15 protein-coding genes and 1 pseudogene are annotated in these 22696 nt (G+C 70.8%); 8 read left to right on the forward strand and 8 right to left on the reverse strand.

Annotation, left to right across the window (positions count from 1 at the left end; genetic code table 11):
* Positions 1 to 63: 63 nt before the first annotated feature.
* The 6 genes from H181DRAFT_RS04180 to H181DRAFT_RS04205 all read left to right on the forward strand — a co-directional run bounded on the left by H181DRAFT_RS04180 (position 64) and on the right by H181DRAFT_RS04205 (position 7628).
* Entirely contained in the window at positions 64 to 1020 is a 957-nt protein-coding gene (locus H181DRAFT_RS04180; protein ID WP_254666687.1) for a bifunctional helix-turn-helix transcriptional regulator/GNAT family N-acetyltransferase, read from the forward strand.
* 284 nt (positions 1021 to 1304) lie between these two features.
* On the forward strand, positions 1305 to 1610 hold the full coding sequence (locus tag H181DRAFT_RS04185) for a hypothetical protein (protein ID WP_045862811.1): 306 nt from the start codon (positions 1305 to 1307) through the stop codon (positions 1608 to 1610).
* 209 nt (positions 1611 to 1819) lie between these two features.
* On the forward strand, positions 1820 to 2602 hold the full coding sequence (locus H181DRAFT_RS04190) for a hypothetical protein (RefSeq protein ID WP_045862812.1): 783 nt from the start codon (positions 1820 to 1822) through the stop codon (positions 2600 to 2602).
* Positions 2603 to 2632: 30 nt separating this feature from the next.
* Entirely contained in the window at positions 2633 to 4612 is a 1980-nt protein-coding gene (locus H181DRAFT_RS04195; protein WP_045862813.1) for a fumarate reductase/succinate dehydrogenase flavoprotein subunit, read from the forward strand.
* Positions 4612 to 5508 carry a succinate dehydrogenase/fumarate reductase iron-sulfur subunit gene (locus H181DRAFT_RS04200; protein WP_254666688.1) on the forward strand — a complete coding sequence of 299 codons (897 nt, stop codon included), beginning with the start codon at positions 4612 to 4614 and terminating at the stop codon, positions 5506 to 5508. Before H181DRAFT_RS04195 ends, H181DRAFT_RS04200 begins: the two co-directional genes overlap by 1 nt.
* A gap of 326 nt (positions 5509 to 5834) precedes the next feature.
* Positions 5835 to 7628 carry a serine hydrolase domain-containing protein gene (locus H181DRAFT_RS04205; protein ID WP_045862814.1) on the forward strand — a complete coding sequence of 598 codons (1794 nt, stop codon included), beginning with the start codon at positions 5835 to 5837 and terminating at the stop codon, positions 7626 to 7628.
* Positions 7629 to 7683: 55 nt separating this feature from the next.
* On the opposite strand, the gene H181DRAFT_RS04210 is transcribed toward H181DRAFT_RS04205, so the two are convergent.
* The 4 genes from H181DRAFT_RS04210 to H181DRAFT_RS04225 all read right to left on the reverse strand — a co-directional run bounded on the left by H181DRAFT_RS04210 (position 7684) and on the right by H181DRAFT_RS04225 (position 13517).
* Positions 7684 to 9477, reverse strand: coding sequence for an ATP-binding SpoIIE family protein phosphatase (locus tag H181DRAFT_RS04210; protein WP_074467703.1), 1794 nt, complete (start codon positions 9475 to 9477; stop codon positions 7684 to 7686).
* A gap of 350 nt (positions 9478 to 9827) precedes the next feature.
* The gene (locus H181DRAFT_RS04215) at positions 9828 to 12320 is read right to left on the reverse strand and encodes an ATP-binding SpoIIE family protein phosphatase (RefSeq protein WP_175439709.1); all 2493 of its coding nucleotides are present in this window, start codon (positions 12318 to 12320) and stop codon (positions 9828 to 9830) included.
* 48 nt (positions 12321 to 12368) lie between these two features.
* Entirely contained in the window at positions 12369 to 12605 is a 237-nt protein-coding gene (locus H181DRAFT_RS04220; protein WP_107068676.1) for an SPOR domain-containing protein, read from the reverse strand.
* Positions 12606 to 12764: 159 nt separating this feature from the next.
* A complete protein-coding gene (locus H181DRAFT_RS04225; RefSeq protein WP_045862816.1) occupies positions 12765 to 13517 on the reverse strand; it encodes a GntR family transcriptional regulator in 753 nt (250 codons plus the stop codon).
* An 847-nt stretch (positions 13518 to 14364) separates the two neighbouring features.
* On the opposite strand from H181DRAFT_RS04225, the gene H181DRAFT_RS04230 reads away from it, so the two are divergent.
* The gene (locus H181DRAFT_RS04230; protein ID WP_139131665.1) at positions 14365 to 16236 is read left to right on the forward strand and encodes a TIGR03767 family metallophosphoesterase; all 1872 of its coding nucleotides are present in this window, start codon (positions 14365 to 14367) and stop codon (positions 16234 to 16236) included.
* A gap of 30 nt (positions 16237 to 16266) precedes the next feature.
* Positions 16267 to 18954, forward strand: coding sequence for a LuxR C-terminal-related transcriptional regulator (locus H181DRAFT_RS04235; protein WP_045862817.1), 2688 nt, complete (start codon positions 16267 to 16269; stop codon positions 18952 to 18954).
* 71 nt (positions 18955 to 19025) lie between these two features.
* Here the strand turns inward: H181DRAFT_RS04235 and H181DRAFT_RS04240 are convergent, their stop codons facing one another.
* From H181DRAFT_RS04240 to ychF, 4 genes and pseudogenes are all read right to left on the reverse strand, one after another.
* Positions 19026 to 19802, reverse strand: coding sequence for a class I SAM-dependent methyltransferase (locus tag H181DRAFT_RS04240; RefSeq protein ID WP_045862818.1), 777 nt, complete (start codon positions 19800 to 19802; stop codon positions 19026 to 19028).
* Between the two features lie 89 nt (positions 19803 to 19891).
* Complete coding sequence (cpt, locus tag H181DRAFT_RS04245; RefSeq protein WP_045863067.1) at positions 19892 to 20425, reverse strand: chloramphenicol phosphotransferase CPT; 534 nt, start codon at positions 20423 to 20425, stop codon at positions 19892 to 19894.
* Between the two features lie 329 nt (positions 20426 to 20754).
* Positions 20755 to 21279 (reverse strand): annotated as a pseudogene (locus tag H181DRAFT_RS04250) (DUF234 domain-containing protein); the annotation flags it as partial.
* 287 nt (positions 21280 to 21566) lie between these two features.
* The gene (ychF, locus tag H181DRAFT_RS04255; protein WP_045862819.1) at positions 21567 to 22655 is read right to left on the reverse strand and encodes a redox-regulated ATPase YchF; all 1089 of its coding nucleotides are present in this window, start codon (positions 22653 to 22655) and stop codon (positions 21567 to 21569) included.
* Positions 22656 to 22696 lie beyond the last annotated feature (41 nt).

Genomic DNA, 22696 nt, shown 5'->3' on the forward strand with positions numbered 1-22696 from the left:
CGACGAAGGCGGGACGTACGGCCGGACACCGGGGATACCTTTGACTCAGTCAAATACTGGGGGATGACGATGCCGAAGGAAGCAGCCCGGGAGATGCGGGCCTTCAACCGCTTCTACACGAACCTCATCGGGGCGCTCGACTACAGCCGCCACCTGCACACCCCGTACACCCTCACCGAGGCGCGCGTGCTGTACGAGCTGGTGCACTGCTCGCAGACGGACGCGGCGGACCTGCGGGCGGCACTCTCCGTGGACGCCGGCCAGCTCAGCCGCATGCTCGGCCGGTTCGAGAAGCAGGGCCTCGTCCGGCGCGAACCTTCCGCACGGGACGGGCGCCGGCTGAGCGTCCGGCCGACGCCGCAGGGCCGGGAGGCCGCCGAGCAGCTCGAAGTGCGCTCGCAGCGGGCGGTGGAGTCGCTGCTCGCCCGCGTCCCCGAGCCCGACCGCGACACGCTGACGGAGGCGCTGCGCACCGCCCGCACCGTACTCGACGGCCACGGCAGCGGCGCCGGGCGCAGGAGCTCCGGGAGCGGCCGCCCGAGGACGAGCGTGCGGGCGCCGCGCCCGGGCGACCTGGGCTGGATCGTCGAACGCAACGCCGCCGTCTACGCCGACGAGTTCTCCTGGGACGGCACCTACGAAGCGCTCGTCGCCCGGATCGTCGCCGACTTCGCGGAGGGGCACGATCCGCAGCGGGAGGCCGCCTGGATCGCGGAGCTGGACGGGCGCAGGGCGGGGTGCGTCATGTGCGTCGCGGACGAGGCGCCCGGCACGGCACGCCTCCGGCTGCTGCTCGTCGACCCGGGAGCCCGGGGGCACCGGCTCGGGGACCGCCTCGTCGGCGAGTGCGTGGAATTCGCCCGGTGGGCGGGATACCGCGAGCTCGTGCTGTGGACGAACGACGTGCTCGCCGCCGCCCGCCGCGTCTACCAGCGCGCGGGGTTCGAGCTCGTCAAGGAGGAGCCGCACCGCAGCTTCGGCCACGACCTGGTGGGTCAGGACTGGCGCCTGAGGCTCTGAGCCCGCCTCCCCCGCGGTCTTCTTCTCAGCTCTTCCGACGTTCCAACTGCAGCCAGGCGGACCGCAGTTGCCGGAACTCAGTGGTGCCCGCGGCCGTCGCCGGCACCACATCTCCGTACGCCGGGCGGGTGACGGGAATCCGTGATCGTGCCCCGGACGAGGTAAACCCGTGCAGCGCCCTTCACAACGGGGAGAGTGACGCGCGACACTCGCCATCGCACCTTGACACGCAAGCCGCTCCTGAACACCGGCCAGCCGCCACGACCAGCGGAGGTAGGCACGTCATGTCACCTCAATCGTCACTGTCCGACGACCTGACGGCGGCCCAGCGCTGCCTCGACGAACTCACCCGCACCGTCGACCGCCTGGAGCGCCAGGTCGGCACGGGGCTGGAGATCCGGCGCGTCCGGAGCGACGCCGAGCATCTGCGGGAGTCCCTGGCACTGCTGCGCGCGTCCTCACCTGCCGCGGGGGCGGCGAGCACGGCCCGACCCGAGATGGTCACGATCCCCGACAAGCCGTACGACCACGTCCTGTGGTCGGACGTCGACGACGAGGGGGTGGGTGCGAAGGACCGGCACGCGCCGTGAGCCCCGCGCGGCCCCACTGACCCTGCCCGGCCACCACCGGGCAGGCAGGCCGGAGACCCCGGACGTCGACCGAGGCCGCCGCACCAGCTATCAAGTCGCCCATACCGGAGAAACCGTTGGCCACTGGCACCCAACCCCAACCGAATACGAGCAGCGCGGGCAGCTCTGAGCCTGCGAGCACCTCACCCGGTGCGACCGGCACCGGAGGCGTGCGGACCGGCACGCGTGCCGCAATCGCCGAGCGCCACCTGCGTACCGACCGGTGGTGGCTCGCCCCCGCGGGAACCGCGTTCGGCCTGTTCGCCTTCATCGTGTACTCGACGTGGCGGGCGTTCGCGAACGCCGACTACTACCACGCGCCGTACGTCTCGCCCTTCTACTCCCCCTGCCTCGCGGAGAACTGCGAGCAGATGCAGGGCGGCCCCAACTGGGCCCTCTTCGGGGAGTGGTGGCCCTTGTCGCCCGCGCTGATCATCCTGATCTTCCCGCTGGGCTTCCGTCTCACCTGCTACTACTACCGCAAGGCCTACTACCGCTCGTTCTGGGCCTCTCCCCCGGCGTGCGCGGTGGCCGAGCCGCACAAGAGCTACTCCGGTGAGACGCGCTTCCCCCTCATCCTGCAGAACCTCCACCGCTACTTCTTCTACGCCGCAGTCCTCGTCGCGGTCATCCTGACGTGGGACACCGTCCTCGGGTTCCGCAACGCGGACTACGAGTGGGGCCACATGGGCCTGGGCACCGTGGTGTTCCTCATCAACATCGTGCTGATCTGGGCGTACACCATCTCGTGCCACTCGTGCCGGCACATCGTCGGCGGGCGGCTGAAGCACTTCTCGAAGCACCCCGTGCGTTACCGCATGTGGAGCGTGGTCGGACGGCTCAACGCCCGGCACATGCAGCTGGCGTGGGCGTCACTGCTGAGCGTGGGACTTGCCGATCTGTACGTCTACCTGCTGGCGACCGGTGCCATCACCGATCTGCAGCTCTTCTGACCACGCTTCTCTGAGAGGGATGCTCCACAAATGACGCAAGTCGAACGCCAGCAGTGGGATGTCGTCATCGTCGGCGCGGGCGGTGCGGGACTGCGGGCCGCGATCGAAGCACGTGAGCAGGGTCTGCGTACGGCCGTGATCTGCAAGTCCTTGTTCGGCAAGGCGCACACGGTGATGGCCGAGGGCGGCATCGCCGCCAGCATGGGCAACGCCAACGAGAGCGACAACTGGAAGGTCCACTTCCGGGACACGATGCGCGGCGGCAAGTTCCTCAACCACTGGCGGATGGCGGAACTGCACGCCAAGGAGGCCCCGGACCGGGTCTGGGAGCTGGAGACCTGGGGGGCGCTGTTCGACCGGACGAAGGACGGCCGGATCTCCCAGCGCAACTTCGGCGGCCACGAGTACCCCCGTCTCGCCCACGTCGGCGACCGTACGGGCCTGGAGCTGATCCGCACGCTCCAGCAGAAGACCGTCGCGCTCCAGCAGGAGGACTACAAGGAGTTCGGGGACTACGAGGCCCGGCTGAAGGTCTTCCAGGAGTGCACCGTCACGCGCATCCTCAAGGAGCCGGTCGAGGGCGGCGCCCCCGGGGAAGAGCGGGTCTCGGGCGTCTTCTGCTACGAGCGCGAGTCGGGCCGCTTCTTCGTCGTCGAGGCCCCTGCCGTGGTGCTGGCGACGGGCGGCATCGGCAAGTCCTTCAAGGTCACCTCCAACTCCTGGGAGTACACGGGTGACGGGCACGCGCTGGCCCTGCTGGCCGGCGCCTCGCTGATCAACATGGAGTTCGTGCAGTTCCACCCCACGGGGATGGTCTGGCCTCCCTCGGTGAAGGGCATCCTCGTCACCGAGTCCGTGCGGGGTGACGGAGGCGTCCTCCGCAACTCCGACGGCAAGCGATTCATGTTCGACTACATCCCCGACGTCTTCAAAGAGAAGTACGCGGAGTCGGAGAGCGAGGCCGACGGCTGGTACGAGGACCCGGCCAACCACCGGCGCCCGCCCGAGCTGCTGCCCCGGGACGAGGTCGCCCGCGCGATCAACTCCGAGGTCAAGGCGGGCCGCGGCTCCCCGCACGGCGGCGTCTTCCTGGACGTCTCGACGCGCATGTCCGCCGACGTGATCCGCCGCCGCCTCCCGTCCATGCACCACCAGTTCAAGGAGCTGGCGGACGTGGACATCACGGCGGAACCCATGGAGGTCGGCCCCACCTGCCACTACGTGATGGGCGGCGTCGAGGTCGACCCGGACACGGCGGCAGCGGTGGGAGTCACCGGGCTCTACGCGGCGGGCGAGGTCGCGGGCGGCATGCACGGGTCGAACAGGCTCGGCGGCAACTCGCTCTCCGACCTGCTGGTCTTCGGACGCCGCGCGGGCCTGCACGCCGCCCGGTACGCGGCGGACCTGAAGGACGCGCGGCCCGCCGTCAGCGAGGAGCAGATCGAGAGCGCCGCGGCCGAGGCCCTGCGCCCGTTCAGCGCCGCGGAGGTCCCCGACGGCGCGCCGGCGGAGAACCCGTACACCCTCCACCAGCACCTGCAGCAGTCCATGAACGACCTCGTCGGCATCATCCGCCGCGAGGAGGAGATGGCCCAGGCGCTGGAGCGGCTCGCGGAGCTGCGCGTACGGGCGACGTACGCCGGCGTCGAGGGGCACCGCCAGTTCAACCCCGGCTGGCACCTGGCGATCGACCTGCGCAACATGCTGCTGGTCAGCGAGTGCGTGGCGCGGGCGGCGCTGACGCGGACGGAGTCGCGCGGCGGTCACACCCGCGACGACTACCCCGAGATGGACCGCCAGTGGCGGCGCTCGAACCTCGTGTGCACCCTCGCCGACGAGCCGGTCTCCCTCGACGCGTCGACGGAACCCGGCGAGGCCGCCGAGCGCGCCGAACGCGGCCGCATCGACCTGCACCGCCGCGACATGCCGCCGATCCGCGCGGATCTGCTGGAGCTCTTCGAGAAGGAGGAGCTGATCAAGTACCTGACGGACGAGGAGCTGACTACCTGATGAGCGCGGAGACCCATGCGGGCGAGGGCGCGGGCACACACATCCGCCCCGCCGCGGAGGACGCAGCCGGCACCGCTCCGGGCACCGGCACACCAGGTGCGGTCGCCGGCGGCGCACCGGACGCGACGAGCACCAGCTACATCGCGCACTTCCGGGTCTGGCGGGGCGACATCGACGGCGGCGGCCTGACGGACTTCGAGGTGGAGGTCCACGAGGGCGAGGTCGTGCTCGACATCGTCCACCGGCTGCAGGCGACCCAGGCGCCGGACCTCGCGGTCCGCTGGAACTGCAAGGCGGGCAAGTGCGGCTCGTGCAGCGCGGAGATCAACGGGCGGCCGCGTCTTCTGTGCATGACGCGGATGTCGGTCTTCGAGCGCACGGAGACGATCACCGTCACCCCGCTGCGCGCCTTCCCCGTCGTGCGGGACCTGGTGACGAACGTGTCGTACAACTACGCCAAGGCCCGCGAGGTGCCGGCGTTCGTCCCGCCGCAGGACCTGGGGCCGGGCGAGTACCGGATGCAGCAGGAGGACGTGGAGCGGCCGCAGGAGTTCCGCAAGTGCATCGAGTGCTTCCTCTGCCAGGACACCTGCCATGTGGTGCGCGACCACGAGGAGAACAAGCAGGCGTTCGCCGGCCCGCGTTTCCTCATGCGTGTGGCGGAGCTGGACATGCATCCGCTGGACGCCGCCGAGGAGACCGGCCTGGACCGCAAGACGACGGCCCAGGACGAGCACGGGCTGGGCTACTGCAACATCACGAAGTGCTGCACCGACGTCTGCCCGGAGCACATCAAGATCACGGACAACGCGCTCATCCCGCTCAAGGAACGGGCCGCGGACCGCAAGTACGACCCGATCGTCTGGCTCGGGAACAAGATCCGCCGCCGTTCCTGAGCCCGTCCACGGCCTCTCGTGAGGCCGTGGACGAGGGATCGTGACACGATGTGACAGCACGTGACGGGAGCTGTCGCGGAACCACTGCCGCGGGCAGCGGCTCTTCCGCGGCAGCTCCCGGCCTGTGTTCATCGCCACTTCCGCGCCGCGCTGCGGCCGGTGCGGAGGGATACCCGGCCGTCGGCGCCAGTGGTCGGACCAACGGCGTCGCCGTCTCCACGACACGAGGACCGTCCCGCTGTATACGCTGAACAGCTCCGGCGTACCGGATGCGGTGCACCGGGCCTCAGCATCCGCATCGTCCTTACCAGTGCAGAGGAACCGCGATGAGACGTCGGCACTTCCTGGGAACCGTGGGCAGCCTCGCCGTGGCGTACGGCGCCGGGCCGAGTTCCGCTCCCGCTCTGGCCGCCTCCTGGAACGGCTCCGGCTCCGGAGGGCCGCCGACAGTGACACCGGACGACCTCGAATTCCGGCCGCACCGTCTCCGCCCCGGCAGCCCGCACCGCGCGGGGCTGCTGCGCGGGCAGGTCGAGAAGATCGTCCCGGCGGCCGAGGAGTACATGCGTCCCGGCCCCGGACGCCCCAACCCCTCGCACCCGGGCTTCGTGCTGCTCGCGGCCAGGAACGGCGTGGTCGTCGAGCACGAGGCCCGCGGCCACGCACTGCGCTACGCCAAGTGGGACGAGGCGACGCAGACGGCGCAGGAGCTGCCGCGCGAGCAGTGGGTCGGGATGCGCCGCGACACGATCTTCGACGTGGCGTCGGTCTCGAAGCTCTTCACGTCGGTCGTCCTCGTGAGCATGGCCGAGCGCGGCGAGATCGACCTGGACGCCCCGGTGAAGCGCTACCTCCCCGAGTTCGCCGGGAGCGACCCCGCCAAGTCCGCGATCGTCGTCCGGCAGCTGGTGACGCACACCTCGGGCATGAAGGCCGACATGGACCTCCAGCCCTACCCGGACAGGGAGGCCCGGCTCGCCGCCGTCTACGCGTCGCCCCTCGACAACCCGCCGGGCGAGCACTACACCTACTCCGACCTCGGCCTCATCTCGGCGGGCGAGCTCCTCGCGAAGGTGGCGGGCAAGGGCCTGGACGAGCTCGTCGCCGAGATCATCACCCGGCCGCTGGGACTGGACGACACCGGATACAACCCGCCGAAGTCGAAGCTGGACCGCGTCGCCGCGACCGAGTACATGCCGTGGACGGGAAGGGGCATGGTCCGCGGCTCCGTGCACGACGAGAAGTCGTACTACCTGGGCGGCGTCGCCGGCCACGCGGGCGTCTTCTCCACGGCGTCCGACCTCGCCGTCTTCGGCCAGATGGTGCTCAACGGAGGAACGTACGGCGGGCACAGAATCGTCGGTGAGAAGTGGATCCGGAAGATGCTCACCAACCAGAACCCGGGCATGGGCGCCGAGGCGGCCCGCGGGCTGGGCTGGCAGCTCGACCAGCGCTTCTACATGGACGCGATGACCTCCCCCGTCAGCTTCGGCCACACCGGCTACACCGGCCCCTGCCTGGTGGGCGACCCCATCAGCGGCAGCCTCTTCGTCTTCATGGCCAACAGGGTGCACCCGACGCGTGAGTGGGGCACCGAGAGCGTCTACCGCCGCGCCCCCGCACGCCGCCTGGCGCGCGCCGTCCCCGTACGCCCGGCGGTCTCGCGGGCCCCCTGGTACTCCGGCCAGCGCGACGGGACGACCAGCACCCTGCGCGTCCCCCTGAAGGAAGCCGTCCGCAAGGACGCCTCGCTCACCTTCCGCCTCTGGTACGACACCGATCCCGCCGACATCTGCACGCTCGAAGCCACCACCGGCGCCGGCGGGGACGCGGAGTGGAAGGCCGTCCCGCTCCGCATGCGGGTGGAGGACCACCGGTGGCGCACCGGCGGGGAGATCTCCGGCTTCTCGGGCCGCCAGTGGCTGCACGCCCAAGCGGCGCTGCCCGACGGCGTGACAGGTGTGCGCTGGCGCTACGTCAACGACGAGGACCAGCAGGGCCGGGGCGTCTACCTCGACGACGTCCGCGTACTCGCGGGCTCCCGCCCCGTGTTCATGAGCGTCCGGCCGCGCGACAACGCCCGTGTCGTGGCCGACGGCTGGGAACTCTCCGGGAACTGAGGCCGCTCGCCGGGGCCGTCCGTCCGCCGTGCGGCGGGCGGCTCCGCGGGCGCCGTCAGAAGAGGCTGAGCAGCGCCTCTGTCGGGTCGACGGGCTTGGAGTCCCGCCCGGGACGGGCGAGTTCGAACCAGACGGTCTTCCCCCGGTGCGTCCGCCTGCTCCCCCACGCGGTGCTCAGCAGCCCGACAAGCTGCAGGCCCCGTCCTCCCTCGTCGGTCGCCTGAGCGCGGCGCCGGCGGGGCTGGACGAGGCCGGAGTCCCATACTTCGCACACGAGCGTGCGGTCCAGCAGCAGCCGTATTCGTATGTCGCCTTCGCCGTGCCGGAGCGCGTTCGTCACCAGCTCGCTGACCAGCAGCTCAGCCGTGTCCGCGAGCCCGTCCAGGTCCCACGCGCCGAGCTGCTCGCGCGTGAGCTCGCGTGCGCGGGCGACCGAGCGGGGTTCCGCCGAGAGGGTCCAGTCCCCGACGGAGCCGTCCGGCAGCCCCTGCACCCTGGCCACCAGCAGGGCGATGTCGTCCTCGCCGTGGTGGACGTTGAGGGTGGTGAGCACCCGGTCCGCGACGTTCTCGAGCTCCTCCGTGGCGTCGGTCAGAGCCGCGCGCAGCGCGCCCAGCCCCTCGTCGATGGGGTGTTCGCGCGACTCGACGAGACCGTCGGTGTAGAGCGCGATCATCGCGCCGTCGGGCAGTTCGGTCTCGATCTCCTCGAAGGGCTCGCCGCCCACCCCGAGCGGCACGCCCTTGGGGACCTCGATCATCAGCGCCGACTCGCCCGGTTCGACGAGTACGGGCGGCAGATGCCCGGCGTTGGCGATCGTGCACCGGCGGGAGACGGGGTCGTACACGGCGAAGATGCACGTCGCCAGGTAGACCTCCGCCAGGTCGTCGCCGCCGCGCTGGGAACCGGGAGCGTCGCCGAGGCCGCGGGCGATCTCGTCCAGCGCGCCGAGCACTTCCGCCGGCTCCATGTCCGTGGTGAGGGCCAGCGTCCGTACGGCGGTGCGCAGTTCGCCCATGGCGACGGCCGCGCGCAGGCCCCGCCCCATCACGTCGCCCACGACGACGGCGGTGCGGTGCCCGGGGAGTTCGATGACGTCGAACCAGTCGCCGCCCACCTCGGTCGCCGGGTTGCCCGGCAGGTAGCGGCAGGCGATCTCCAGCCCGGCGGCCTCCGGGTCGCCCGGCGGGAGGAGGCTCCGCTGGAGGATCAGGGCCCGCTCGTGCTCCCTGCGGTAGAGACGGGCGTTGTCGATGCAGACGGCGGCGCGGGAGGCGAGTTCGGCCGCGAGGGCCGCGTCACGCTCGCCGAACGGTTCGCTGCCCTTGACCCGGGAGAACTGGACGAGCCCCAGCACCCGGTCCCGGGCGACCATCGGCACGGCGAGCGTCGACTGCACGACGGCGCCGAACTGCAGCGGCACCGTGCCGTCCTGGCCGGGTATGTACTGAACCCGCCCGCTGCGCAAGGCGTTCGCGCACGGCGTGTGGAAGGGGTAGCAGTGCGTCGCGCCGACCGACACCGGGCTCGACACACTGGTGGAGCCCGCGCCTTCCCGGGTGAGCGAGGGCGGCGCCTCGGACACCGAACTGGCGAATCCGACGCGGCGCAGCTCGCCGCTGCCGTCACCGGGGCCGACGGGCCGCGGTTCGTCTCCGGCGAGGACGTCCATGTACAGGTCGACCGACGCGAGGTCGCAGAACTGCGGGACGCCCACGTCCAGCAGCTCTCGTGCCGTGGTCTCGAGGTCGAGCGAGTTGCCGATGCGTGCCCCCGCCGCGTTGAGCAAGGCGAGAGCGCGGCGAACGTCGTCCGGCTTGCCTGCCGCCTCCACAGGGATATCGCTCAACGCCGCCCCTTCCCGTGACCAGTGTGGCACCGGTTCCGAGCAGTGTGGCAGGCGTACGGCACCCGGAACACGCTCTTCCCGATCGCTGCACAGATTTCCGCAGTTCCTGTCGGTTCCCACAAACCGTGCGGCCCCACACCTCCGTGCAATCTCCCCCCTGGCATCCGCAGGGACACCAGACTCCTAACCCGGCCAGGGGTGTTCGAACCATTCTGTGCGAGGGCGCACATCAGCGGCAGGGGTGCGGGAGAAAACAGAACCAGCCGCGCAAGCGCACAAAACCGGCCCGGGGCCGGCAGCGTACCCGATGGGACGGTCTGTCCCGATAAGTCGTGCGCCCCGAACACCCCTCAGGGCAGGGCGATTTCGAACCAGACGGTCTTGCCCATGGGGCCGTGCCGCGTACCCCAGCGCCGCGCCTCCCTGGCCACGAGACGGATACCGCGCCCGCCTTCGTCGTCGGGCAGCGCACTGCGCTCCCGCGGAGGGTCGGGAAGCGGATCGGAGACCTCCACGAGCAGCGAGCTTCCGCGCACCATGCGCACGCCGATCGGACCGTGCGCGTACCGCATCGAGTTGGTGACCAGCTCACTCACGAGCAGGACGCTCGTGTCCTCCAGCGGTTCCAGTCCCCACTCGCGCAACGTCCTGCGGACCACCTCGCGGGCCCGGCGCACCGCGTAGCTCTCGGCGGGGAACGTCCAGGAGGCGGCGCTTCCCTGCGGGAGGCCGCCGAGTTTCGCCATCAGCAGGGCGACGTCGTCGATGGGCTGGGCGGCCGTCCTGCCGTCCAGGTCGCCGATGACGCCGTCGCAGGCCTCCTCCAGCGTCGCCGGGGTTTCCGGGTCGTCTCCTACGGGGCCGCCGGAGAGCATCGCGCAGAGCCTGTCGATGCCCTCCGTGATGTCCTCGCCCCGCGCCTCGATGAGCCCGTCCGTGTAGAGGATCAGCACGGAGCCCTCGACCACTTCGAGGTCGTAGGACTCGAACGGGACACCGCCGACGCCGAGCGGTGCGCCCGACGGCAGGTCGAGCGAGCGCGCCTCCCAACTGCCGTCGGCCGTCTCGGTGAGCAGGAGGGGCGGCGGGTGACCCGCCTTGGCGAGGCTGCACCGGCGGGTCGAGGGATCGTAGACGGCGTACACGCAGGTGGCGATGAGCGGCTCGTCAGGGGTCTGGACGAAGTCGTCGGCAAGGTCGTTGACCCGCCGCAGCAGTTCGTCCGGAGGCAGGTCCAGGCCCGCGAGGGTCCGTACCGCCGTGCGCATCCGCCCCATGGTCACGGCCGCGTGCAGCCCGTGCCCCATCACGTCCCCGACAACGAAGGCGACCCGGCCGCCGGCCAGCGGGATGACGTCGAACCAGTCGCCGCCGACCTCGGTGCCGCTGCTGCCGGGCACGTACCGGTAGGCCACGCGGACGCCGGGCGGCTCGGGCACGCGCTGCGGCAGCAGACTGCGCTGGAGCATGAGGGCCCCGGCCCGTTCACGCGCGTAGAGCCGGGCGTTGTCGAGGGAGATGCCTGCGCGGTCGGCCAGCTCCATGGCCAGCGCTATGTCGTCCCGGTTGAACTGGTCGCGCCCTTCCGCGCGGCTGACGACCAGCAGCCCCAGCACGACTCCGCGGGCGCGCAGCGGCACGGCCATCAGCGAGTGGACGCCGAGGTCGAGGGCCGCCTGCATCTTCGGGTCGCCGGGGTAGGTGGCCGCCAGCAACTCCCGCGGAGAGGACGCGAGATGGGGGACGCCGGTGGCGAGCGTACGGCCGAAGAAGGAGTCCGCGAGAAAGGGGACGTCCTGACCCACGCGGAGCATCCGGTTGACGGTCGGGCCCTCCTCACGGGCCGCCACGCCGAGCTGGAAGAGCGGCGTACCCGTCAGGAGTTCGATGTCGGGCAGGTCGCCGCCGTGCGCGGCGGCACCGATCAGCATGACGCCCGCGTAGTCGGCGAGGCGGGGCACGAGGCTGGAGGCGAGCGCCTGCGAGATCGCCGTCACGTCGAACCGGTCCGCGAGGCCGACGCCGACGTCGTCGAGGAGCGCCAGCCGCTCCCGCGCCGCCTCGATCTTCTCCAGCGCCTCGCGCCGTTCCGTGATGTCCATGATCACGCAGCTCACGCCGAGCACTTCGCCCTTGTCGCTCGTGAGCCTGCTGTAGGACACGGAGCGGGAACCGGGGCCGTCGGGCGCCGGCATCACGACGTCCACGACGGGTTCGCCGGTCTCGAGCACGGTCGACTGGACCGCCGAGACCTCCTCCGCCATCCACGGAGGGAAGACCTCGCCGACTTCCTTGCCGATGTGCTGCTCGGGAGGGAGCTGATCGAGCCTGGCCAGCGCGTCGTTGACGCGCACGAACCGCTTGTCGTTGTCGAAGAGCGCGATGCCGAGCGGGGAGGAGGCGAAGAGCGCGTCGAGGGCCGCGAGGTCGTGTTCGACGGAGCGGAGCCTGCTCGTCTCGACGATGTTGGCCAGCACGACGGGGCGGTCCGCGGTGTCGTACAGGAGCGAGACCCTGCCCTCGACGGCGACGCGGTGACCGGCGCTGTGCAGGATGTTCATCGTGCCGCGCCAGCGGCGTTCGCGCTTGAGGGCTTCGTCGCGCTTGCGTTCGCCCTCGCCGTATCCGTCCTCGAGGAAGTCCTGGATGCGGTGCCCTATGACCTGCTCGGCGCGCCAGCCGAGGATCTCCTCCGTCATCGGGTTCCAGAGCAGGATTCGTCCGTTCCCGTCGAGCATGACGGTCCCGACTCGGAGGGTGTCGAGGATCGAGGCCACTCCCTCGGAGGGTCCTGTGCTCACACCGCCCACGTCCCTGATCGGGTAGGTGACCCACCCGGGCATTCCGGATGAGTAGGACTTAATAGTCCATATACCCGATTTTGGGCCTAGTCAGGCGTACTCGCCGCTCGCGCACGTCACGGGCTCGACCAGATAGCGGCCGCTGCCCTTGCCCTCCACGGGCCCCTCTCCGGCCGCGCGCTCTCCGCGGCCGGAGAGGCGGTCGGCGACGCGTTGCGCTTCCGTCCGGGTGGAATAGCCGCCGACGCGGTACCTGTGGCCGTCGCCGTCCTCGCGTATGACGTGCCAAGGCAGTACCGCCTCGCCGTCCGCGCTCACCCTTCGCATATGCCGGAGCTTACGCCCGGCTTTCACTCAGCGCATTCGGCTTTGCACGAAGAGGTACGGTTTTCGGCCATGCGTTCGCCCTGACTCCGCGATGATCGACTACGGAGCGCGGAAGGGGACGGAAACGGGCAGCCGGGGCCCGTGAGCGCCCCTCGGGCGTCACTTCACGGGCAGGTGGTACGAGACCCGGAACCGGTCCGCCGGGACCACCACGTCGGCCGTCTCGACCGGGCGCCCGCCCGCGAAGAACGTACGCGTCACGACCAGGACCGAGTGCCCCGGTACGCCGCCCAGGTCGATCATCTCCTCGGCCAGCCCCGGGCGGGCCCCGACCTCCTCGACGACGTTGTCCACCACGACGTCGATGGCGGCCATGCGCTCCACGACCCCCTTGCCGCCGAGCGGCCCGTCCTCGGGGAGCACCACAGGCGTACGCCCCGTCACCGCGAGCGGCTCCCACGAGGTGGAGATCATCGAGGGCTCGCCCTCGACCCTGAAGACGTACCGCGTGCGCATCACGCGGTCGCCGGCCTCGATGCGCAGCCGCTCCGCGACGAGGGGGCTGGCCTCCTCCTGCTCGCTGCGCGACTCCCAGGTGCCCTTCACGTCCTCGTCGGACTGCTCCTGGCGGAAGGGCGAGGAGTCGCCCAGCGTGCGGTAGCCGGTGCGGGCGACGCGGCGCGGCACCGGGTGCTCGCGGACGTAGGTGCCCGACCCGGAGCGGCCCTCGACGAGGCCCTCCGCCATCAGCACCTTGCGGGCCTCCAGCGCGACGGTGTCGGATACGCCGTACGCGGCCCGGATCTTGGCCTGGGAGGGCAGGCGGGTGTGGGGCGGCAGGTCACCCTCGACGATCTTCTGACGAAGATCCCCGGCGACGCGCAGATAGGCGGGCTGTTCACCGAATGGCACGAGTGCCCTCCCCGTTCCCGTGAGTCACGACAAGTAGTCAAGTTGACAATGGGCAACAGCTTGGCAACTCACGGTTGAGGCTCGCAACGTACGCCCAGAGTTTCACCCGAAGTGATGAGTAGCTGCTCAGAGCCTCCACACAAGGCCGTGAAGCGTTCACATTCGGGGGCGCGGAGACCCGGGGAAACCGCTCCTCGGGAGCCTCGGTTCGCCACCCGGCCCGCCGCCCCAGGACGCCGCGCCGCGGACCGCCAAGTAACCGGCATCGCCGGGCCGTACCGCATGCGGAGTCCATGCCGCATGCGAGCGGCAACCGGAGCGGAACGTGACGGCACATCAGGGCACATCGGACGTTTCCGTTCCGCTCGGCGGTCGCCCTCCGTGCGGCGGCAGCGCTTCCTCAGTGAGGCCGAAGCGAGGCCGAAGCGAGGCCGAAAAAGAGCTACTGGTGAGTACCCGCTCCTGCCGCGGCCGGTGCCGCCCGGGGGCGGAACCATGCGACGGGCGGGGCCTCCTCCTGCGGGGCCACCGGTCCGCGGCGCGCAGGAAGAGTAGTGATTCCTCATGCGCTCGGGCCGTATCCGTTCGAGAATCCTCGCGGCCGTACGGAGGGCCCCCGCTGTCGACCAGGCGGGGGCGGCTCCGCTCCGGCCGTGCCCCGGCGGCGGTGCGATCCGGCGGTCCCGCCGCCACCGGGGCGGTTCCACGGGGGTGCCCCGCCTACGTACGCGCCGCGCGGTGATCGCGGGGCGCGGCGGCGCGGCGGCCGCGCAGGACCCCCCGCACCGACCGGGCGGGGCCGAAGTCCCAGCGAACGCGCCGGCGTTCGAGCGAGGAGTGATGAACGGTGTCGATCTCACGTCGGAGGATGCTGACCTTCGCGGCGGCGGGTGTGGCGGCTGCCGCGATCGATCCCGGAGGCGTGGGACGTGCCGCGCAGGCCGCCGCCGACCTCGTCTCTCCCGGCGGTCCGCGGGCACGTGCCGGGGGTGGGACGACGCTGGAGCGCACCGTCCTGCCGGGTCCACCGGACGCCAAGGGCTACCGGAAGCTCACCGAGGGCGCCGGTGAGAAACACCTCCTGCGCACCGACATCACTTCCCTACGCCCGGAGAAGCCGCAGCCCCTGGTCGCCTTCGGGCACCTCAGCGACCTCCACGTCACCGACGACCAATCCCCCTCACGTGTGGAATTCCTCGACCGCTACAACGACGACCCCGACTCCGGCTACCCCTTCGGCGCCGCCTACCGCCCCCACGAATTCCTCTCACTGCACCTCGTGGACGCCATGTGCCGCTCACTCAAAGAACTCGGCCAAGGACCCCGCACCGCACTCCCCCTGACATTCACCGTCATCACCGGCGACGCCGTCGACAACGCCCAACTCAACGAAGTCCGCTGGTACATCGACCTCCTCGACGGCGGCAAGACCATACGCGCCAACTCCGGATCACCCGACCGCGACGAAAGCATCGCCAACGGCACCTTCGGCAAAGACACCCACTACTGGCGCCCCGAAGAACCCGCCCAGAACGGCAACAAGTACAGCCAACGCGGATTCCCCCGAATACAAGGCCTACTGCACGCGGCACGCCGCCCCTTCACCACCACCGGCCTGGACATGCCCTGGTACGCCGTCTACGGCAACCACGACGTCATGGTGCAAGGAAACATCCGCACCGACACCGACCTCCCCTTCGTGGGCTCCCTCAAGGAACACACCGAAAGCGGATCGAAATGGTCCGAAGGTCCCGAACTCCCCGACAAACTCGAAGACCTGGACCTCATCGACGTCATCAAGGCCGTTTTCGACGGCGTCGAATCCCACAACGTCACCGCCGACCCCTCCCGCCGCCTGCTGACACCCGCGGAGTTCGTCGAGGAGCACCAGCGCACGAGCGGACTCCCCCTGGGGCACGGCTTCGAGCAGGGCAGCGACAAGACCTACTACGTCCTCCCCGCGGAGGAGAAGGACCCCATCCGCTACATCACCCTCGACACCACCAACCCCGCCGGACTCACCAACATCCACAACAACGCCGACGGCGGCATCGACCAGGACCAGTTCACCTGGCTGGAAGAACACCTCAAAGAGTTCAGCAGCACCTACTTCACCGAATCGGGCACCCCCGTCCGGCAACAGGACGTCGAAGACAAGCTCATCGTCATCTTCTGCCACCACACACTCGCGACCATGGACAACACCGCCGACGACCACCACTCCGGCGACGAACTGCGGGACCTGCTCCTGCGCTTCCCCAACGTCATCCTCATCGCGAACGGACACACCCACCGCAACGAGATCACCCCCCACACCCGCCCCGCCGACCACGAAAAGCCCGGCGGCTTCTGGGAGATCTCGGCCGCCTCACACATCGACTGGCCCATCCACAGCCGCGTCATCGAGATCACCGCAGGAAAGAACACGGCAGGCGAAGAAGCCCTCGCGATCTTCACCACCGTCCTCGACATCGACGCGCCACTGAACAACAACGGCGCGCTCGACAACCCCAGAGCACTGGCCTCCCTCGCACGCGAACTGGCCGTCAACGACATCCAACTCGACGAAACACACAGAGGCGAAGAGAACGACCGCAACGCCGAACTCCTCCTCCCCGCACCATTCCCCCTCTCCCCCCTCACCCCGAAAACGCACAAGACACCCACCACGAAAAACACAAGCCGAGCCGCCGGTGAGGAACCCGCTCCGTCCCGGTGAGGGGGCAGCCGCGATACGTAGAATCACGGCATGGAGGACTCGCACTGTGCAGCCCGGACGAGGGCCGACTGGCCCTTGTTCGGGCGGGATGAGGAGCTCGCCTACCTCACGCGCGCACTGTCCGGGAACTCCGGTCTCGTCATCTTCGGCGAGGCGGGCGTGGGCAAGTCCCGCCTCGCCGAGGAGTGTCTGGCCGAAGCGGAGAGGGCGGGCTTCCGCGTCGCGCGGGCCGTGGCCAGCACCGCGGCCCGGACGGTCCCGCTCGGGGCCATCGCCCACCTCCTCCCGATCGGGGTGGACCTGTCCGACCCCGTGAAAGGGTTCGCCGTCGTCGCGGACGCGCTGCGGGGCGACGCCCCCGGGCGCCGGTACGCGATCTTCGTCGACGACATCCATCTGCTCGACGCGACGTCGGCCATGCTGCTGCGCCAGTTGATGGACGCGGGCGTCATCACCCTCGTCGCCACGATCCGCACCGGGGAGCCGCCCACCGAAGCGGTGCAGGCGCTGACGTCCGGGGAGACCGTCCGCCACGTGGAGCTCCGGGCGTTCGGCCTGGACCGGACGGGCGAGCTGCTGCAGCAGGTGCTCGGAGGGCCCGTCGGCCAGGGCACCGTGCGGGACCTCCACCAGGTGTCGGGCGGCAACGTGCTCTTCCTGCGCGAACTCGTCCGGGGCGCGCTGGAGCACGAGGCGCTGACGAGCGACGGCGAGGTCTGGGAGGCGGACCCGTGCGCCGGGTGGGGCACGGTGCGGCTCGCCGAACTCATACGCACCAAGGTCGAGTCCGTCGTCGGAGGCGGCCGGGACGCGCTCGAACTCCTCGCCTGCTGCGGGGCCCTCCCCCTCGCGGCGCTCGAGACGGCGGCACCGCTCGAGGTGCTGGCGGACCTCGAACGCAAGGGCCTCATACAGTTCGACACCGACCGGCGCCGCACGCGCGTCTCGCTGGCCCACCCCCTCTACGAGGAGGTTCTGCGCTCGCGGGTGCCCGCCCTGACGTACCGCACCACCCAGCTCGAACAGGCCGACAGGATCGAGGCGTTCGGCGCCCGCAGACGCGGCGACGCCCTGCACATCGCCACCTGGCGGCTGGACGCGTCCGGCGAAGCCGATCCGGAGCTGCTGCTGCGCGCGGCGTACCTCGCCCACTACGCGCACGACCACCCCCGGACGCTGGCCTTCCTCAACGCCCTCCCCGTAGAGCACCACGACACCGCCACCCGCCTCATGCAGGGAGAGGCCTACTTCCACACGGGACGCCTCGACCTGGCCGACGAAGTCCTCGCCCAGGCAGCGGAGTCGGCGCGCGAGGAGAACGCGCTCGCGGCGGTCACCGTGACGAGGACGACCAACCTCCTCGTGGGCAACGCCCCGATGGACGAGGTCCTGAAGGTCAACGAGACGGCACGTACGGGGACTTCCAGCCGCGTCGTCCGCGAAGTGCTGCTCGTCAACGAGGGGTTCATCAAGCTGGCGAACGGAAGGCCCGTGGAGGGCCTGGAGCTGCTGGACCTGCTCGAACCCGACATCGCCGAGGCCCCCGACAGGCGCATGTGGCTGTGCGCAGCGGCTGTGCGCACCGTCGCCCTGGCCCTGGTGGGCCGGCTCCGCGAAGCCTCCGAATGGGCCGGGCACGCCCACGACGCCCACGTGCGGACCGACGAGGAGGCGCGGCCCGCCCACCCGGCCGTCCAGGAGGGGACGTCGGCCCTCGCGCTGGCGGAGACGGGGCGGCTGGCCGACGCCGTCGCGCTCTGCGAGAGCGTCAGCACCGAACTGAGCCGCCACAGCCCCATCCTGCGGGTCTTCCCCGCGCTGCTGAACGCCCGTACGCACTGGATCGCGGGCCGTCCCGCCACGTCCCGCCGGATGTACGCCGAACTGGCCGCCCTCGTACGCCGCGAGGACCACGTCAAGGCGCTGCGCATCTCTCTCAGCGGGCTCGCCGCCTGCGCGGCCGTGCTCGGGGACCTGGACGCGGCCCGCAGCGCCCTCGACGAGCTGAAGGACCTCCCGGAGGCTCCTCCCGGCTACTTCTCCGTCGGGGAGGAACACCTCGGCGAGGCATGGCTGTTCGCCGCCGGTGGCCACGAGAGCAGGGCACGGGCCGTGCTGCGCGACGCCGCGGAGGCCGCACGCGCCACGGGCCACATCACCTCCGAGGGGCTGCTGCTGACCGACATCGCGAGGCTGGGCGGCGCCAGGGACGTCGCCGGACGCCTGGCCGGGATCGCGGCCGTCTGCGACGGTGAACTGGCGGCCGCGCGGGCCCGGTTCGCCGCATCGCTCGCGGCGCAGGACACCGAGCGGCTCATTGAGTCCGCCGACGAACTGGAGGCGCTGGGCGCGTATCTGCCCGCCGCCGAAGCCGTCGCGGCGGCGGCCGGCCTGTGGCGCCGCCGGGGCGAGGGGCGCAAGGCGACCGCGGCGGCCGTCCGTTCGGAGGCGATGGCCGCCGAGCTCTGCCAGGGGGCCGAGACGCCTCTGCTGCGCACGGTCCGTGCGACCGCCCCGCTCACGGACCGGGAGCGGGAGATCTCCGTCCTGGCCGCCGCAGGCGGGACGAGCAAGGAGATCGCCGCGGCTCTCACCCTCTCGGTCCGCACCGTCGACAACCACCTGCACAAGGTGTACGCCAAGCTCGGCATCGCCACCCGCCGCGAACTCGCCGCCCATCTGGGCCAGTCACGCCCGCCGGGCGCCGCCGGCGCGTAGTCCCGCGCGGCCGGCACGCGCCCGCGACGGCCTCCGCTGCTCCGCGCTCGCTCCGGGTCACCCGCTCCGTCTCACCCGCCGTCCGGGTCCGCGGCCGTCACCGGCACCTCGACGACGAAGAACAGGAAAGCGGCCTTGGCCGACAGGTCCCGGAAACCCTCGGGGAACAGCTCGCGGGCGGCCGGGTCGGGCCGGGGCTCGCTGACGGCGGCGATGTCGAAGCCCGCGGCGGTGAAAGCGTCGGTCATCGCGTGCAGCGGTCTGCGCCAGAACCTCATCGGGAAGAACTGCCCGTCAAAGGCCCAGTCGAAGGTGTAGCTGGTGGTCGCGAAGTAGTCCGGCCGCGGCTCCTGGATCGTGTAGGCCACGAAGGGGTGGTCGACCGACGCGATCAGCCGGCCGCCGGGCCTCAGCACCCGGCGCAGCTCGGCCAGCGCCGGGCCCCAGTCCTCCAGGTAGTGCAGCACCAGCGACGCGACCACGCCGTCGAACGCGTCGTCGCCGAACGGCAGTCGGTCACCCACCTCGGCCAGGTGCAGCTCCGCGTCCTCACCGAGCCGCCGCCTGGCCAGCGCCAGCATCGCGGCACTGGTGTCGACGCCTGCGACGTCGGCGCCCCGGTCGCGCAGCGCGGCGGACAGGGGGCCGGAGCCGCAGCCCACGTCCAGGATCCGGCGGCCGGCGACGTCCCCGGCGAGTTCCAGCATCGCGGGCCGCGCGTAGTACGCGTTCACGAGGTTGTTCCCGGTCTCCGCCGAGTAGGCCCCGGCGAAGCTGTCGTAGTCGTTCGCCCGGGCCGGAACAGCCTGCTCAGCCTGGCTCCCGGGCACGTCCGTCGCGCGTTCCACCGGCGCAGCCTAGTGGCCGCACGCCCGGACGCCCACACGCGGTCAGGCCACTCCACCGGCCTACGCGCCCAACGGCGCCGCAGCGGGCGTCAGTTGACGAGCGCGGCGATGGCGCGTGCGCAGTCCAGCGCCTCGCTCTTCGCCGAGTCGACCTCGACGTCGTAGACGACGCCCTCGTGGACGGAATCCGCCTGCGCGGCCGCCATGCCGACCACCCTGTCGCCGCGGGCGAGCTCCCGCGCCGCTGCCGTCTCGGCCTCGCAGCGCACCCCGGCCCACAGCACTTCGAGCCCGGCGAGACGCCCGCGCGTCCGCTCCTGCGAGGCGCCGCCGCCGAGGAACACGTCATCGATGATCACGCGGGCTCCGGCACGGGCCATGGCGGCGATCCCCGCCGTCCAGGCGGACTCGATCCGCCGGAACTCCGCTCCGACCTCCACCTCGCCCCGCTCGCCGATCGCGATCCCGGAGCCGGACGCCGTCAGTGACGGGGGCAGCCTGGCGACGAGATCGTCCACCCCGAGCGTGATCCACGGAGTCGGGAGGATCGCCTGGAGGCAGCGGCTGATGCCCGTCTTGCCTGAGCTGGAGCCGCCGTTCAACACGATGACCTGGGTGTTCACGTCAGAGATCTCACTTCCGGGATGATGCCTCGGCCCGCCGGGCACGGGCCGCGGCACACGGCCCCGCCCGGGCGGCCCCTTCGGTCCGTCCGCCGCCCGGACCCACACGTTGAAGCGGAACTCCACCACAAGCCGTCTGCCTGCGGAAACGCAGGCGCGTCCCAGCACCGTCCCAGCACGGGACTTGCGACAGGGCGCGAGAGGGCTCGGGGGCGCCAACGCTACACAACACGGCCCCCGCCAAGGGGCCGAGGCCGGTAGGACTTCTCCGCGACGTCAGAAGCCTGATCGCGCTCACCGACTCCCGTACCGCGCCTGCGATTCACCGCTCACAGCGGCCAGGCGGTCAGCAGATCGCCGGGGCCGTAGGTGGCATCGAGGCCCGGGCAGTCGACTCCGCTGCGCGAGACCGCCACGACCGGAACAGGTTCGCCGGTGAGGGCGGCCCGGTGTCGGTGGAGAGCCGCCAGATCATGCCGGTCGAAGGGGGACCGCTCCAGCCACTTAATGGACCCGACGAAGAGCAGCTCCTTGGCGATGGGGGCGCGGTCCGCCCCGACGATGTCGAGCTCGACGTCGTTGGTGCGGGTCCAGTAGCCGCCCACTGCAGGAGCCGCGGGCAGCTCGTCGTCGGGCAGTGTCCGCGCCAGGGCCTCGCGGACAAGGGGCTCGACGGCTCGGCCGCGCCAGCTGGTCCAGTTCTCCCGGATACGCGCCAATGTCAGATCGCCCCGGCCGCGCTCGATCTCCTCCATGGACGGGCCGAGCAGATGGAGCCAGAACCGCAGGTAGGGATCTGTCACCCGGTAGCGGCGATCCTTCGACGGACGCAGCGACACAGGCAGCTCCGCGGCGCCTGCCTACGAAGTCCACCACGTCTGTCGACCTCCGCACACGACACTAACGACGCTGTTACTAACATCGTCGTTAGTAAGACACCTGTCCCAGTTGTCACGCGGCGCGCACGACTCAGCACGGGCGTCTCGTCTCGTCCCGTCCCGTCCCGGCGCGATCCCAGCACGCCGGGGATGACGGGTCAGCCATCCCAGCAGGGGAATGAGTGAAGGGCCCGACCCCGCATGGCCGGACCCCTCTTGACCTGCACGTTTGCCAGATCAGCGATGTGGTGCCACATCGCCCGCTACACGTTGAAGCGGAACTCCACCACGTCGCCGTCGCGCATCACGTAGTCCTTGCCCTCCATGCGGGCCTTGCCCTTGGCGCGGGCCTCGGCGACGGAGCCGGTCTCGACCAGCTCGTCGAAGGAGACGATCTCCGCCTTGATGAAGCCGCGCTGGAAGTCCGTGTGGATGACGCCGGCGGCCTCGGGAGCCGTCGCCCCCTTCTTGATCGTCCAGGCGCGGGCCTCCTTCGGCCCGGCGGTGAGGTACGTCTGCAGTCCGAGCGTGCGGAAGCCGACGTGCGCGAGGGTCGCCAGGCCGGGCTCCTCCTGGCCGACGGTCTGCAGCAGCTCCAGCGCCTCCTCCTCGTCCAGTTCGGCGAGGTCCGCCTCCAGCTTGGCGTTGAGGAAGACGGCCTCGGCGGGGGCGACGAGGGCCCGCTGGTCCGCCTTGAAGGTCTCGTCGGTGAGTTCGTCCTCGTCGACGTTGAAGACGTAGATGAACGGCTTCGTCGTCAGCAGGTGCAGCTCGTGCAGCGGAGCCGCCTCCTCGCTGCCCTGGGCGAGGCCCGCCGAGAAGAGGGTGCGGCCCTGCTCGAGGATGTCCCTGGCCTCCTGGACGGCCTTGACCTGGGGCTGCTTGTCCTTCTTGACCCGGGCCTCCTTCTCCAGCCGCGGAAGCACCTTCTCGATGGTCTGCAGGTCCGCGAGGATCAGCTCGGTGTTGATCGTCTCGATGTCGTCCTTCGGCGAGATCCTGCCGTCGACGTGCACGACGTTGTCGTCCTGGAAGGCGCGGATGACCTGGCAGATGGCGTCCGACTCGCGGATGTTGGCGAGGAACTTGTTGCCCAGGCCCTCGCCCTCGCTCGCCCCGCGCACGATCCCCGCGATGTCGACGAAGTCGACCGTGGCGGGCAGCACCTTCTCCGACTTGTAGATCTCGGCGAGCGTCCGCAGCCGGGGGTCGGGCACTCCGACAACGCCGACGTTCGGCTCGATCGTGGCGAACGGATAGTTGGCCGCCAGCACCTCGTTCTTGGTCAGGGCGTTGAAGAGGGTCGACTTTCCGACATTCGGCAGGCCGACGATTCCGATCGTGAGCGACACGTGGCGACTTCCCGTAGCGAGTATGAGGCGGTGATGGGGAC

Origin of the sequence: Streptomyces sp. WMMB 714 (assembly GCF_900090125.1) — a bacterium.
GTDB classification, from domain to species: domain Bacteria; phylum Actinomycetota; class Actinomycetes; order Streptomycetales; family Streptomycetaceae; genus Streptomyces; species Streptomyces daqingensis.

What these genes read in the sequence shown, in the direction of transcription:
- H181DRAFT_RS04235 (WP_045862817.1), top strand. Translation starts at nt 16,267, where the DNA reads ATGGAGGACTCGCACTGTGCAGCCCGGACGAGGGCCGACTGGCCCTTG.
- H181DRAFT_RS04215 (WP_175439709.1), bottom strand. Translation starts at nt 12,320, where the DNA reads ATGCCCGGGTGGGTCACCTACCCGATCAGGGACGTGGGCGGTGTGAGC.
- H181DRAFT_RS04180 (WP_254666687.1), top strand. Translation starts at nt 64, where the DNA reads ATGACGATGCCGAAGGAAGCAGCCCGGGAGATGCGGGCCTTCAACCGC.
- H181DRAFT_RS04205 (WP_045862814.1), top strand. Translation starts at nt 5,835, where the DNA reads ATGAGACGTCGGCACTTCCTGGGAACCGTGGGCAGCCTCGCCGTGGCG.
- H181DRAFT_RS04185 (WP_045862811.1), top strand. Translation starts at nt 1,305, where the DNA reads ATGTCACCTCAATCGTCACTGTCCGACGACCTGACGGCGGCCCAGCGC.
- H181DRAFT_RS04220 (WP_107068676.1), bottom strand. Translation starts at nt 12,605, where the DNA reads ATGCGAAGGGTGAGCGCGGACGGCGAGGCGGTACTGCCTTGGCACGTC.
- H181DRAFT_RS04195 (WP_045862813.1), top strand. Translation starts at nt 2,633, where the DNA reads ATGACGCAAGTCGAACGCCAGCAGTGGGATGTCGTCATCGTCGGCGCG.
- H181DRAFT_RS04200 (WP_254666688.1), top strand. Translation starts at nt 4,612, where the DNA reads ATGAGCGCGGAGACCCATGCGGGCGAGGGCGCGGGCACACACATCCGC.